The 12,720-nt window shown below is 37.8% G+C and carries 15 protein-coding genes; 4 read left to right on the top strand and 11 right to left on the bottom strand.

Annotated elements, in window-relative coordinates; all coding sequences use genetic code 11:
• Positions 1 to 111: 111 nt before the first annotated feature.
• On the bottom strand, positions 112 to 855 hold the full coding sequence (locus tag J7W16_RS17065) for a YqcI/YcgG family protein (protein ID WP_210598690.1): 744 nt from the start codon (positions 853 to 855) through the stop codon (positions 112 to 114).
• 224 nt (positions 856 to 1,079) lie between these two features.
• Between J7W16_RS17065 and J7W16_RS17060 the strand changes: the two genes are divergently transcribed.
• Together J7W16_RS17060 and J7W16_RS17055 are read left to right on the top strand one after the other, a co-directional pair.
• Positions 1,080 to 1,169, top strand: coding sequence for a YjcZ family sporulation protein (locus tag J7W16_RS17060; RefSeq protein ID WP_210598689.1), 90 nt, complete (start codon positions 1,080 to 1,082; stop codon positions 1,167 to 1,169).
• A gap of 97 nt (positions 1,170 to 1,266) precedes the next feature.
• Positions 1,267 to 1,353 (top strand): YjcZ family sporulation protein, encoded by an 87-nt coding sequence (locus J7W16_RS17055; RefSeq protein WP_210598828.1) that lies wholly within the window; start codon positions 1,267 to 1,269, stop codon positions 1,351 to 1,353.
• Between the two features lie 51 nt (positions 1,354 to 1,404).
• On the opposite strand, the gene J7W16_RS17050 is transcribed toward J7W16_RS17055, so the two are convergent.
• The 3 genes from J7W16_RS17050 to J7W16_RS17040 form a co-directional block, all read right to left on the bottom strand.
• The gene (locus tag J7W16_RS17050; protein WP_210598688.1) at positions 1,405 to 1,599 is read right to left on the bottom strand and encodes a hypothetical protein; all 195 of its coding nucleotides are present in this window, start codon (positions 1,597 to 1,599) and stop codon (positions 1,405 to 1,407) included.
• A gap of 119 nt (positions 1,600 to 1,718) precedes the next feature.
• Positions 1,719 to 2,840, bottom strand: a complete 1,122-nt coding sequence (gene ald, locus J7W16_RS17045) for an alanine dehydrogenase (protein WP_210598687.1) — start codon at positions 2,838 to 2,840, stop codon at positions 1,719 to 1,721.
• A 115-nt stretch (positions 2,841 to 2,955) separates the two neighbouring features.
• Positions 2,956 to 3,375 carry a hypothetical protein gene (locus J7W16_RS17040; RefSeq protein WP_210598686.1) on the bottom strand — a complete coding sequence of 140 codons (420 nt, stop codon included), beginning with the start codon at positions 3,373 to 3,375 and terminating at the stop codon, positions 2,956 to 2,958.
• Between the two features lie 114 nt (positions 3,376 to 3,489).
• Here J7W16_RS17040 and J7W16_RS17035 point away from each other — a divergent pair, with 114 nt between their 5' ends.
• Positions 3,490 to 3,924 carry a DUF2621 domain-containing protein gene (locus J7W16_RS17035; RefSeq protein WP_210598685.1) on the top strand — a complete coding sequence of 145 codons (435 nt, stop codon included), beginning with the start codon at positions 3,490 to 3,492 and terminating at the stop codon, positions 3,922 to 3,924.
• A gap of 55 nt (positions 3,925 to 3,979) precedes the next feature.
• Here J7W16_RS17035 and J7W16_RS17030 read toward each other — a convergent pair whose 3' ends face one another.
• Positions 3,980 to 4,486, bottom strand: a complete 507-nt coding sequence (locus J7W16_RS17030) for a CcdC family protein (protein ID WP_210598684.1) — start codon at positions 4,484 to 4,486, stop codon at positions 3,980 to 3,982.
• A 184-nt stretch (positions 4,487 to 4,670) separates the two neighbouring features.
• Between J7W16_RS17030 and J7W16_RS17025 the strand changes: the two genes are divergently transcribed.
• Positions 4,671 to 4,832 (top strand): aspartyl-phosphate phosphatase Spo0E family protein, encoded by a 162-nt coding sequence (locus J7W16_RS17025; RefSeq protein WP_210598683.1) that lies wholly within the window; start codon positions 4,671 to 4,673, stop codon positions 4,830 to 4,832.
• Here J7W16_RS17025 and J7W16_RS17020 read toward each other — a convergent pair whose 3' ends face one another.
• From J7W16_RS17020 to tkt, 6 genes are all read right to left on the bottom strand, one after another.
• Positions 4,833 to 6,617 (bottom strand): ABC transporter ATP-binding protein, encoded by a 1,785-nt coding sequence (locus J7W16_RS17020; RefSeq protein ID WP_210598682.1) that lies wholly within the window; start codon positions 6,615 to 6,617, stop codon positions 4,833 to 4,835. It lies immediately after the preceding gene.
• Positions 6,607 to 8,370, bottom strand: a complete 1,764-nt coding sequence (locus tag J7W16_RS17015; protein WP_210598681.1) for an ABC transporter transmembrane domain-containing protein — start codon at positions 8,368 to 8,370, stop codon at positions 6,607 to 6,609. Before J7W16_RS17015 ends, J7W16_RS17020 begins: the two co-directional genes overlap by 11 nt.
• Before the next feature lie 12 nt (positions 8,371 to 8,382).
• On the bottom strand, positions 8,383 to 9,432 hold the full coding sequence (gene mnmH / locus J7W16_RS17010; protein ID WP_210598680.1) for a tRNA 2-selenouridine(34) synthase MnmH: 1,050 nt from the start codon (positions 9,430 to 9,432) through the stop codon (positions 8,383 to 8,385).
• Between the two features lie 160 nt (positions 9,433 to 9,592).
• Positions 9,593 to 9,808, bottom strand: a complete 216-nt coding sequence (locus J7W16_RS17005) for a YneF family protein (RefSeq protein ID WP_210598679.1) — start codon at positions 9,806 to 9,808, stop codon at positions 9,593 to 9,595.
• A gap of 138 nt (positions 9,809 to 9,946) precedes the next feature.
• Positions 9,947 to 10,393 (bottom strand): sporulation inhibitor of replication protein SirA, encoded by a 447-nt coding sequence (gene sirA / locus J7W16_RS17000; RefSeq protein ID WP_210598678.1) that lies wholly within the window; start codon positions 10,391 to 10,393, stop codon positions 9,947 to 9,949.
• A gap of 198 nt (positions 10,394 to 10,591) precedes the next feature.
• Positions 10,592 to 12,589, bottom strand: coding sequence for a transketolase (gene tkt / locus J7W16_RS16995; protein ID WP_210598827.1), 1,998 nt, complete (start codon positions 12,587 to 12,589; stop codon positions 10,592 to 10,594).
• Positions 12,590 to 12,720: the final 131 nt, after the last annotated feature.

Raw genomic sequence — 12,720 nt, 5'->3', positions numbered from 1 at the left:
AGACGTTCTGCTTCGTCTTCATCCTCCGAGTGTAGCTGTCATCAATCGGTTGATCAAAGTTCTCTGTTAGGAGCAATGCACGTCAGACATCTATAATTATGAGGCTCTCAATTATTTATCCTTCTCCTTTGACCATAAGCTATGAAAAGGGCATTGTGATAGCGATGATTTATCATCATGTAGAAAATATTGCTTCCACTCATAATTATCTTTCTTACCATAGCTATTTAAATCAGGATGGGTAGGAATCGAATCATAGTTTTCTAACCTATGACGTATTTCTGATTTAATTTTGTTTGCTAACATTGGCGAGGAATGAAATTTGTCTAACACCCACCGTGGTGTAATACCTAGCATGAAATAAGGAAATGATCGACTTTGGCGATTGCTATGGGCAGGTGTTGCACAGAACATAAAATACCGTTCATCATGAAAGCAAAATTCCCAAAGTGAATCATGTGGATCTGCCGGAACATCTTCTGGCCAGAGACATTGATCACGTTCAGTTAAACCATTAAGCTGCTTCCAAAACAACTGCTCTAATTGAATTACATCCTGATTAGCCAAATTGTCAGACGTATCATAAAAAACAACTAGGGAAGTGTATTTTCCATAGTTCTTAGAATGCTTTGTGTACTCAGTCAATAAAGCGGCTAATTCGTCAATAGAATGATCTGTTCTAGGATCAGCAACAAAACCATATTTAAAATGCTTTAAAGCGTAACCTTGCGTTGCAGGAATACAAGGAAAAGGATTGTCCTTATCAGTCATTTTTCGATTAAATTGTTTGATCGCATCACGTTTCCACGGAGCTAATTGATATTCTTCAATTGCTTCATTATTAAATAATAGCATCTTTCCACCCCCAACCATTTCGACATTATAGTTTATTCTTGATGGGCTAAGTTGTGAAAAGATACGTTGAGCAAATGTCGAGAAAGTCCTTCAGCCGAATTCCAATGCTGCTAGTTTGATCTAGGCAGATTCACCAGTTTTACTTTTATTAGACGAACGCCCACCCAATTGTAGTCCTGCTGACATAGGAATATCTAGAATCAACCAAAAGGGAGGATTTACACATGACACATTTTACTGGCGGTAACAGCTTTGCGTTGATTGTTGTGTTGTTTATTTTACTAGTGATTGTTGGATCTGCGTATATCGCATAATTTGAGTTCATTGAAAATGAAAAAGTTAGGCATTCATCCAAACAAAATGAAATGTCTAACATAGGATAAAGTGTAACAAAAAAAGGAGGAATGTATGATGAGTCACTATGCTGGCGGCGGTTTCGCGTTGATTGTTGTATTGTTCATTTTACTAGTGATCGTTGGATCTGCTTACGTTCTTTAATGATTAAAAAAAGGGTATCAAAAGGTCATTCTTCCTTTTGGTACCCTTTGCTTATTTCGTCCAATTAGGTTCGTAGGTATAGATCGTTTCTCCACCGTGTTGGGCGTTTCCTCTAAAATCAATCATATCTGCTTGTTTAATAAACACATCACGAAATGATAGAAAATCTTCTTTCTTTACGCGGTAAAAGGTTAGCTCACCACTGCGAAGCTGATCCAAAATAACCTCTACTTCTTCTTTTTCCATTTCCGTTCCCCTCATCCTCTTCACATTATCAGTAGTTATATCTTACCATAACTCATACAAAAATAGGACACTGAACAAGGAACACGTTCCCTTACTCAATGCCCTGCTTTTCGTAGTTATTATAGCTTTTCGATTGCTTGTAATGCTGGAAAATATGTTAAAGATAAGTCTCTTGCGACTGCTTCATACGTAATTGCACCTGTAGCTGCATTTAATCCTAAGAGCAATGCAGGGTTTTCTGATAATGCTCTCTGTACACCCTTTGTGGCGATTTGTAAGGCATAAGGAATCGTCACATTCGTTAGTGCAATCGTTGAAGTGCGCGGAACCGCACCTGGCATATTGGCTACAGCATAATGAACAACATCGTGCTTCACATAAGTTGGTTGATCATGGGTTGTAATACGGTCAACGGTTTCAAATATTCCCCCTTGGTCAATTGCTACATCGACCACAACAGCACCTGGCTTCATCTGCTTAATCATTTCTTCCGTCACTAATTTTGGAGCTTTAGCACCAGGAATTAAAACCGCACCAATAACCAAATCAGAGGTCGCCACTTCTTCAGCAATATTTAATGGATTTGACATCATGGTTTGAAGATCATTCCCGTATAAATCATCAAGCTCACGAAGACGCTCTGGACTTAAATCCATGATTGTTACATTAGCACCTAAACCCATTGCTATTTTGGCTGCGTTCGTCCCTACAACCCCTCCACCAATAATAGTTACTTTACCGCGGCTAACTCCCGGCACACCGGATAGGAGTACACCCATACCACCATGTGGCTTCTCAAGAAATTGAGCACCAATCTGTGAAGCCATTCTTCCTGCTACTTCACTCATTGGAGTAAGTAATGGCAATGTTCGACCAACCTGAACAGTCTCATATGCAACTGCTGTAACTTCATGTTCAATAAGTGCTTTTGCAAGCTCAGGTTCTGCAGCAAGATGAAGATACGTAAAGAGAATTAAACCTTTACGGAAGTACTTATACTCTGAGGAAAGCGGTTCTTTAACTTTCATAACCATATCCACTGTTTTCCATAATTGTGCTGGGTCAGCGATTATCTCTGCTCCTGCTAAACGGTAAGCTTCATCTTCAAAGCCACTCCCAATTCCAGCATTTTCTTCAATAAATACCTGATGACCTGCTTGTACAAGTGTCATTACACTGGCCGGTGTCATCGCGACACGATTTTCATTATTTTTGATTTCTCTAGGTACACCAATTAACATTCTATACGCCTCCTGATCAAATGGTTGATACGATTAGTATAGACGTTTCCTAGTTATTTAGCATTGTGCATTGTAGCAAAATATTCCACGATTCATTTGTGGATTTTACACAAATCTAAAAATAACGAAGCACCTTCAAAGCAAACATTATTATAATTGTGACCATTAATAATAAGCTTGATTGCTTACAGGCAGTAATCGTTTCTTGGGTCATTTTGGTTCCTGCCTCGATCTGTTCTGATAAGATTCTCATTTGTTTAGCTGTTATTCCTAAAAAGGCACTGATCGCTAACCAAATGATAGTAACAGCAGCAAACCAAATGCTTAACCAACTCTCAGCAAGGAAGATACCGGTAGCCAGTGAAACGATTACACCGATATGAGCTCCAGCTATAATTGGTTTGTATATTTTCAACAACAACTGAAATCGTTCTATTTCGTCCAGACTCCCTTTGATTAAATAAGGCAAAGGAATTAATAGAAAGAAAAAGACCGAAAATAATAAATGCACTCCATATGAAATTATATATGTCATTTTTTCACCTCAGTTATCTATCATACCAAATGTAACATTGATATAACATCACTAATAGCAGAATTCAACATTTTGTGGTAGGATATTAAAGAAGATAAGCTGAGGTGAAAAGTGATGCCTAATCAATGGTTTATGTGGTTTATTGTTTTTTGGACGGTTTTCTTAATTACGATGATGTTTATTGGTGGGTACTTCATGTTCCGCAAATTCCTAAAACGGTTGCCGAAGGAAGACGGAAAGTCAATTCTAGATTGGCAAGATTACTATATCGAACAAACTCTCCACCTATGGAACGACGAACAAAAACAGTTACTAAATGATCTTGTAGAGCCAGTACCTGAACTATTTCGAGATGTAGCAAAAGGTAAAATTGCTGGGAAAATCGGTGAATTAGCACTGAAAGATAAAGTCAATGTACTGACACAGGACGATATTATTAAAGGTTATATTCTTGCTACACCTAAGCGTGATCATAAATTTCTTATTAAGAAACTTAAAGAGAAGAATATTGATATGAGTCCATATCATGAATTGCTAGAATCGTCTTAGAGCCTAAAAAAAGGATGTTTCAAAAAATCATTACGATCTTTTGAGACATCCTTTTTTATGTTTCAGCTGGAACATAGCTATTTTGTTTAGTCTTACTTAATTCCTTTTCGATTTTACGGTATTTCATATACATTGATACACGCCAAGGGAAAATCATTCCAAAAGCAAGTAAGAAAAACATTCCTGCAAGTTCTTCTATATTAATAGCGTCTCCTATTAACACTTTGAAGACAATGCGAATTAATAATAACCCCACTAGGATAAAAGCAAACGCCTTTGAACGCTTTAGATAGATTTGTTCATCTCTAATCTCAAAAGCAGATGTTTTAATAAGTAAAATTGAAAAAATCATGCCCACTCCAATTGCTTCGATTACTTGCAGAGTTGCCGGTCTAGCTGGTTCATATAAAAACATCATGAATCCAGTTGACATAAATAATGGTGGCAAAATAATTTTCTTAACAGATGCAGGACGCTTTACCGATTTGAGGCGAATGACCATTGCTAGCGATCCCATTATAATTGCCCCAACAGTTGTTAAATAAATATAGATATCATCCAAAGGTTTTCACCCCTTTCTACCTTTCCGTGTACAAACCATACTATTTAAAGATACAGTAAAGAATGAATTGTTTCAAATGAATTTAGACAATATGCTAGGAAATAAGACAATCCAAAGAAAACCATTGTAAATGAATACTTAAATTTGTATAATTATGACAAATGAAAGTAGAAAGGACACCCTCATGAACATTAATTGTTTACTAGAGCTAATCGAACGTAAAAGAACTGAATTAATCAAAACAGCACAAGAAGAGGGGATGTCTTCAAACGCTGTTCTCATTTTAAGCCAAGAGTTAGATGATTTACTTAATTCTTATACTACAAATAATAAGAACTATAATTAACTAGTCTGAACTTATTTCTTTTCCCCTTTGCAATTTATACATCTTTTGATAGAGTCCTGCTTTTTGGATTAATTCAGAGTGAATACCCCTTTCCACAATTTCTCCTTTATGAAGCACCAATATTTGATCTGCATCCTTTATCGTTGATAATCGATGTGCGATGGCAATCGTTGTTCGTCCTTCCTGCATTCGTTTCAACGCTATTTGTATAGCTTCTTCTGTTTCAGTATCAACACTCGCGGTTGCTTCGTCTAAAATGAGTATATTTGGATTTGCTGCAATTGTCCTCGCAAAAGAAATAAGCTGACGCTGACCACTTGAAAAGGTCGAACCACGTTCAGTTACTTCAGCTTCATACTGCTCCGGCAACTTTTCAATAAATTCATTTGCTTTGACAAATGTTGCTGCATTCACAATATCTTCCTCGCTTATTTCTTTACGGCTTAAGCGAATATTGCTAGCAATCGTCCCACTATACAAAAATGGATCCTGGAGTACCAACCCGATCTTTTTTCTCAACTCTTCATTCTTAAATTGATTAAGTGCGAAACCATCAATCAATATTTCGCCTCGTTCGACAGGATAGAAATGCATAAATAAATTAATAATTGAGCTTTTCCCACTCCCCGTATGACCAACTAATGCAATCGTCTCACCTTGCTTTGCCTTAAAAGAAATATTCTTCAAAACATCCGTTTCTCCGTCGTAGGAAAAAGATACATTACGGAATTCAATTTCCCCTTCTGTGATCAAAGCTTGTTCCGATTTTCTTTGCTCAGGTGCATACTCCTTATGATCCATTAACTTAAATACGCGCCCGGCTGAAATAATCGCTTGTTGAAACATTGACAGTCGCATCATCATTTGATTGACCGGCTCGAAAAAGCGATCTAAATAATTTACAAATGCATATAAGACCCCTACTTCTACCGGACTAACGAAAGACAACCAACCAAAATACGATAAAATCAGAATTAAAGCGAGAATTGAAATTAAATCAACCAGAGGTCGCAGCAAAAGTCCATCAAGCTTCATACTTTTCATCCCTGCATTCATATGCTCATCATTGACCTCACTAAATTCTTTTCTTAAGCGTTGTTCTTGTCTAAACATCTGAACAATCGTCATACCTTGTATGGTTTCATTCATTTTAGAATTAAGAATGCTAAGTTTTTCACTCATATCTTCATAAAAGCGAGCACTTAATTTCCGATACAGCTGCATTAATAAAAAGATTATTGGTAACAGTACTAGACAAAACAAAGCTAGTTTTGCATGCAAATAAAACATTGCGGCAAAAATTCCAATCAGAAACATAATGTTTTGCACGAAGGTCGCGAGTACGGTTACATATAAATCTTTAATTGATTCAGTATCGTTCGTCATTCTTGAGATGAGAGCACCTGCAGGGGTTCGATCGAAGAAAGACAAACCTTGACGTTCAACGTTAGAAAACACATCGATCCTGAGCTGTTGAATAATCTTAAGGGCAATATGCTGAAACATAAACGATTGAATATAAGTAATAAAAACTGACGATACATGTAAGATAATATAAATGACCGCTAGCCATAGGAGAGGCTCAAAAGGAAACTCCCTTGGCGTCAAGTAGTCATCAATGAAGATTTTGACAAGAATTGGACCGATTAGTTCAGCAGCCGTTCCAAGCAATAGCAAAAGAAATGCCAAAGATAGTGCCACTCGATGCTTCTTAGCATAGCCAAGAAGCCGTTTTAGCACCGCTTGCTGATCTTTACTCGTTAATACTTGATCCTTATGTTGCATCAGCACGCCCTCCTTGTTCAACGATCTCCTCTAATTGCTGCTGTTCATACATACGACGATACCAGCCGGCTTCTTTCATTAGGTTGGTATGAGTTCCACGTTCAATCACTTTCCCTTGATCTAGTACCAATATTAAATCAGCATGTTTGATCGCACTGAGCCGATGTGCGGTAATAATTGTTGTTTTGTCTTGCCGATTCTCCCTTAATCCAGAAAGAATTTGCTCTTCTGTCTTTGCATCTACTGCTGATAGGGAGTCATCTAAAATGAGTATCTCTGGATTAGGCAATACTGCTCTCGCAATTGAAATCCGCTGCTTTTGTCCCCCAGATAACGTTACACCCCGTTCGCCAACAATCGTTTCATACCCTTGAGGAAACCTGACAATATCTTCATGGATCTGTGCTAATTGACAGCTATTTATAATCTCACGAATCGATGCAGTTGGTTTAGCAAAGGCAACATTATCAGCAATTGTTGCCGAAAACAAAAAATGATCCTGTGGCACATGACCGAAGCCCTGCTTGAGACGATCAAGTGAGTACGTTTGAAGTGAATGTTCACCAATTGTTATCGTCCCATCATCGAGATCATATTCCCTTTGCAATAAACGAATTAACGTCGACTTTCCACTACCTGTTTTGCCAACAATGCCAAGCGTTTGACCTTCTTTCAGTGAAAAATTGATATTACTAAGTGAAATCTTTTCACTTCCTTGATAGGAAAAGGATTTAATATCTACTGATATATCACCTTCCAACCGCTCATAGACTTCTGCTCGCTCATCAGTAATCTCTTGTTTTTCAGATAGAATAGCTAGTATACGATCATACGAAGCTCTTCCACGCTCTACAATATTAAACAACCATCCAAATGCGAGCATTGGCCAAATTAATAGCCCTAAATAAATTGAAAAACTTGTTAACTGACCTATCGTTAGTTCTTCTGCAATTACATACCTAGCTCCAAAAACAACAGCTAGAAAATAAGAAATTCCAACGATAAATGAAATTGTAGGATCAAATAATGCATCGACCCTTGCAACAGATACATTCTTTTTTACGACATCCTCTGACTTAGCTCGGAATTGATCTATTTCACTTTTTTCTTGACCAAAGGCTTTCGCTACCCTTACTCCAGTCACACTTTCTTGTACAGTATCATTCAAATCAGAAAATGCTGACTGTGCTAGATGAAAGCGTTTATGTAAAAGAGAACCATAATAGCTAGTGAGCCAGGCCATAAAAGGCATCGGCAATAAACAGATAAGCGTTAATTTCCAACTAATAGTGAAAGCCATCGTTAATACAACAAACCCACCCATTGTAATTGAATCGACTAATGTCAAGACACCTTGGCCAGCAGTCATCTGAACCGCACGAATGTCATTTGTAGCATGTGCCATCAAATCACCAGTACGATGCCGCTGATAAAACCGTTGAGACATTTTTGTGAAGTGTTCGTACAACTGATTTCGTAAGAGGCGTGCTAACCGAATGGATGCACCGAAAATAAGGATTCGCCAAAGATATCGAAATAAATAAGAAAAAACACCGACACCTACTAAAACACTAATCCAAATAACTAGAGTTCGAACATCCAGTGTCTGTCTTAGAATATGATCAACAACAACACCTATCACATAGGGAGGTAGCAAAGAAAGCAACGAAACAATTGCTAAAGCGATAATTCCAAAACCATATGCTACCTTTTCCTTTTTAAAAAACCACCATAATTCTTTAAATACAAGCATTTCATCGTCCCCTTACAAATAACGCAGAATCATCATTTTTAATTTTTCAACGGCTTCATCTATTGACTCAAATGATAGATGTATGGCATCTGATTGATACGTATGAGATGAATGAGAGTATCTTGGATCGTAGTAATACTCCAATAGTCTAGCAAAGACTATCCTGTACTCTTTTTCTTCAATAAGCTTATCCAACTCTTGCTTCAGCTCATATGAAAGAAATTTATTCATTTTCGTAATTGCTTCATTTATGGCTTCTTCATTTTTTTCAGGTTTATATGTCTTGTATATATGCTCTACTCGAGACCAAAATGGATAATCGAGTTCAATTCTAATTCCATTTTCTTTCCCTGCTAATATAAATTCTGGAATGATAATATGACCAATCCGCTTACTTTCAGCCTCGATGATCAACGTATCTGCATCCTTTAATTCTTCTAATCTCTTCGTTAAATTGTACTCAAATTGCTTCTGACTGTTTGGTGTAAGACCAATATGCCCAAAAATGGATCCTCTGTGTGCTGCAAGCCCTTCCAGATCTAGCACAGGAAAACCCTCTCCTTGAAGCCTTTCCAAGATTTCTGTCTTTCTTGTTCCAGTATGACCTGCAATGACAATGTACTTTCTCTCTCTTTTACTCTCAGCATCCAAACGATCTTGGGTCAATTTTCTAAATGAGCGAATTCCACCAACAAGTTGAAAACAATCGATGCCAACAAGACCTAGTGTTCCTGCCACCGTTTTGCTTCTCATCCCTCCACGCCAGCAATAAATCACGATACGTGATTCACCTTTTTTCTGTTTCAGGCTCTTCACTTTTTGATACAATATTGGAAGCTTTGGTCCATATAAAGAAACTCCCAACTCAATTGCCTCTGCTTGGCTTTTCTGTTTATAAACTGTACCGATTTTGGCTCGTTCTTCATTTGAAAATAGTGGAATGTTCACTGCATTCGGAATATGATACTCAGCAAATTCTGCTGGAGAACGAACATCAATAATCAGATCATCTTGAAATAGTACCTCATTAAGTGTAATTGTCTTAACATCTACGGTTGACATTCCATTTTACTCCTCTTTCCTTAATAACTAAGGCATAGTATATAACGGTGAGCAATCCCTACTGAAAATACTTGTTCGCTTCATTAAGCGAGGATTAGTCAGAAAAATAGATTGTTCAAGCAGAAAAACACCTCATATATGAGGTGCTTGTCCAACCGTACTATTTAGATTGTTGCTTCTGCATCGCTTTCATCATTTGATTGATTTTCTTTTGCGACGGATTTTGACCCATTTGCATCATCATTACACGAAGCATTTGCTCATTAAATGGTGGATTTTTCTTTAAATAAGACATCATTGTCTTACGTGCAATAAAGAATCCAATTGCAATACCAGCAACAACAGCTACTGTATAACCCAGAATATGCCAAATCATAAGTCCAACGTCCTCCTTCTTGCTAAATACCTTACCTATTATATCTTAATGGTAAGCGATTTAAAAGGAGATAATCGAAAAACACAAAAGTTGCCCGTTTAAACATTTCATTTCTCCCTCTCGCTAAATCATAAGTCTCTATAGGTGATTTGATTGAACAAGCGGTGTGATCGGTTTAAGCCAGCCATAGCGATGCCCATCAAAACTATAAGCAAAAAATGTCGGTTCACATTTACGCAAAATTTCAAAAAACATTGTTTCAACTTCCTGAGAGCCATCAGCGGTTAAATAAAGGGCATTGGCCCCAATGACAAGTTCTGCTTTTGTTCCATTTTGTAATTGAAGAAGATGTGTATTCTTTTTTTGAGAATAACCACTATAGGAAGACAAGGCCTGCTTGACTTTTTGTTGTAATAGTAGTGTTGGAATGGGTTTGGTAATAAAATCAATTTGCTTTCGAATAAGTTCTTTTTGCGGTTCATTCGCTTTTTCAAAATCATAAAATAAATAAAATAATTTCGATTCCTGACCGTAATAATGACGAACGACATCTTCTTCAAATATATACAATTCATAATGTCTCAAGTTGGACACCCTCTCGTATCTATTTTCTCTAGTATACGAGAGATCTAGTAAAATACTTGTCTGAGTGCGGAGCAGAGTTACACTAGTTTTGTCGAAACAGAAATCGATTAATGATTGTACAACATTCAATTTGTGACATTGAATAATATCAAATAAAAAAACGATTCAGAAGAGAACTTCTGAATCGTTTTTCGAGTATTATTTTTGTAGTAATGCTTTTACTTTCGCTACAACATTACCAACTGTGAAGCCATACTCATCGATAATTTTGTCATAAGGAGCCGAAGCACCAAATGTATCGATTGCAAGTACATCACCTTGATCACCAACATACTTAGCCCATCCAAGAGAAGAACCCATTTCAATACCAAGACGTGCTTTCACGTTTGGAGAAATAACTTCGTCTTTGTAAGCCTTAGGTTGCTTCTCAAAGCGATCCCAGCTTGGCATACTAATAACATCAGCATGTATACCGTCTTTTTCAAGGGCTTCCTGTGCTTCAACTGCAAGAGGAACCTCTGAACCAGATGCAAGAAGTAACACATCTGTTGTTCCAGATGATTTTGAAACAACATATGCACCCTTCTTCACGCCTTCGTAAGCTGATTCTTTTGTTGAATCAAGAGTCTTAAGATTTTGGCGAGTTAATACAAGAGCGGTTGGAGTATCTGTGCTCTCAAGGGCAAGCTTCCAAGCAGCAACTGTCTCGTTACTATCACCAGGGCGAATAACAGAAAGACCTGGCATTGCACGAAGAGCAGCAAGCTGTTCAACAGGCTCATGCGTTGGACCATCTTCACCAACAGCGATACTATCATGTGTGAACACATAGATTACCGGTAGATTCATTAGAGCCGCTAGGCGAATTGCTGGACGTAGGTAGTCAGAGAAAACAAAGAATGTTGCTCCGAATACTTTCAAACCTCCATGAAGAGCCATACCGTTAACAGCTGCACCCATAGCGAATTCACGAACACCGAACCAAATGTTACGGCCTTCATAATTCTCTCTAGAATAATCACCTAAATCTTTCATGTATGTCTTATTTGAACCAGCAAGGTCAGCAGAGCCACCAAATACTTGTGGAACGGTTTTTGCAAATGCATTTAAAGCAGCACCTGATGAATTACGAGTCGCTTCGTTTGAACCTGGCTCATAAACAGGAGCTTCTGCATCCCAACCTTCAGGAAGTTCACCACGATGTGCTAATTCGAACTGAGCTGCAAGTTCTGGATTTGCTTCTTTATAAGCCGCAAATAATTCATTCCATTCTTGCTCTTTCTTCGCTCCTTCTTCTTTAACAGCAGTGAAGAATTCCTTTACTTCAGCAGGAATATAGAATTCCTCTTCTGCTTCCCACTTATAAGCAGACTTCGTTAATGCAACTTCTTCTTTACCAAGTGGTGCACCATGAGATGCAGACTTACCAGATTTATTTGGCGAACCATAACCGATGACAGTTTTCACTTCAATTAATGTTGGACGCTCGTCTGCTTTCGCTTCTGCAATCGCTTTATTAATTGCTTCTAAGTCATTACCATCTTCGACACGGATCACTTGCCAGCCGTATGCTTTATAACGATCTTCTACGCTTTCAGAAAATGATAAATTAAGATCTCCATCAAGTGAGATATCATTTGAATCGTACATGACAATTAAACGACCTAGCTTAAGGTGACCAGCTAATGAAGCAGCTTCAGCAGAAACACCTTCCATTAAATCGCCATCACCACAAATAGAATATGTAAAGTGGTCTACAACATTAAAATCATTCGTATTGTATGTAGCAGCTAAATGACGCTCTGCCATTGCCATACCAACAGCCATAGCAACACCTTGTCCAAGTGGACCTGTAGTTGCTTCAACACCAGGAGTATGACCAAACTCAGGATGTCCTGGAGTTTTACTTCCCCATTGACGGAAATTTTGAAGTTCTTCTAGAGAAAGATCATATCCCGTTAAGTGTAAAAGGCTATAAAGAAGCATTGAACCATGACCAGCAGATAAAACAAAACGATCACGGTTGGCCCATGATGGATTAGCTGGGTTATGGTTCATAAATTTAGTCCAAAGACTAAGAGCCATAGGTGCTGCACCCATTGGTAAACCTGGATGACCTGAATTTGCTTTTTCAATACTGTCGATTGATAACGTTCTAATCGTATTTACTGCAAGTAATTCTGTTTGTACTGACATAATTTTCATTCACTACCTTCCTAAATTAACTGAAAACTTCGCTCTCCCTACCATCATATACCTTATTCGCCATTTTCACAAGTATTGTGAGGAGATTGTCGAATCAAAAAATGCCTCCTGTTATAGGAGAC

It is taken from the genome of Halalkalibacter suaedae (assembly GCF_017939705.1).
In the GTDB taxonomy this organism is placed as follows: domain Bacteria; phylum Bacillota; class Bacilli; order Bacillales; family Bacillaceae_D; genus Halalkalibacter; species Halalkalibacter suaedae.
The sequence above is the reverse complement of the archived record's forward strand: the minus strand, read 5'-3'. Positions and strand labels throughout refer to the sequence as shown.

Excerpts from the sequence above, each read along its gene's own strand:
- J7W16_RS17065 (WP_210598690.1), bottom strand. The coding sequence starts at position 855 with ATGCTATTATTTAATAATGAAGCAATTGAAGAATATCAATTAGCTCCG.
- J7W16_RS17060 (WP_210598689.1), top strand. The coding sequence starts at position 1,080 with ATGACACATTTTACTGGCGGTAACAGCTTTGCGTTGATTGTTGTGTTG.
- J7W16_RS17055 (WP_210598828.1), top strand. The coding sequence starts at position 1,267 with ATGAGTCACTATGCTGGCGGCGGTTTCGCGTTGATTGTTGTATTGTTC.
- J7W16_RS17050 (WP_210598688.1), bottom strand. The coding sequence starts at position 1,599 with ATGGAAAAAGAAGAAGTAGAGGTTATTTTGGATCAGCTTCGCAGTGGT.
- ald (WP_210598687.1), bottom strand. The coding sequence starts at position 2,840 with ATGTTAATTGGTGTACCTAGAGAAATCAAAAATAATGAAAATCGTGTC.
- J7W16_RS17040 (WP_210598686.1), bottom strand. The coding sequence starts at position 3,375 with ATGACATATATAATTTCATATGGAGTGCATTTATTATTTTCGGTCTTT.
- J7W16_RS17035 (WP_210598685.1), top strand. The coding sequence starts at position 3,490 with ATGCCTAATCAATGGTTTATGTGGTTTATTGTTTTTTGGACGGTTTTC.
- J7W16_RS17025 (WP_210598683.1), top strand. The coding sequence starts at position 4,671 with ATGAACATTAATTGTTTACTAGAGCTAATCGAACGTAAAAGAACTGAA.
- J7W16_RS17020 (WP_210598682.1), bottom strand. The coding sequence starts at position 6,617 with ATGCAACATAAGGATCAAGTATTAACGAGTAAAGATCAGCAAGCGGTG.
- J7W16_RS17015 (WP_210598681.1), bottom strand. The coding sequence starts at position 8,370 with ATGCTTGTATTTAAAGAATTATGGTGGTTTTTTAAAAAGGAAAAGGTA.
- mnmH (WP_210598680.1), bottom strand. The coding sequence starts at position 9,432 with ATGTCAACCGTAGATGTTAAGACAATTACACTTAATGAGGTACTATTT.
- J7W16_RS17005 (WP_210598679.1), bottom strand. The coding sequence starts at position 9,808 with ATGATTTGGCATATTCTGGGTTATACAGTAGCTGTTGTTGCTGGTATT.
- tkt (WP_210598827.1), bottom strand. The coding sequence starts at position 12,589 with ATGTCAGTACAAACAGAATTACTTGCAGTAAATACGATTAGAACGTTA.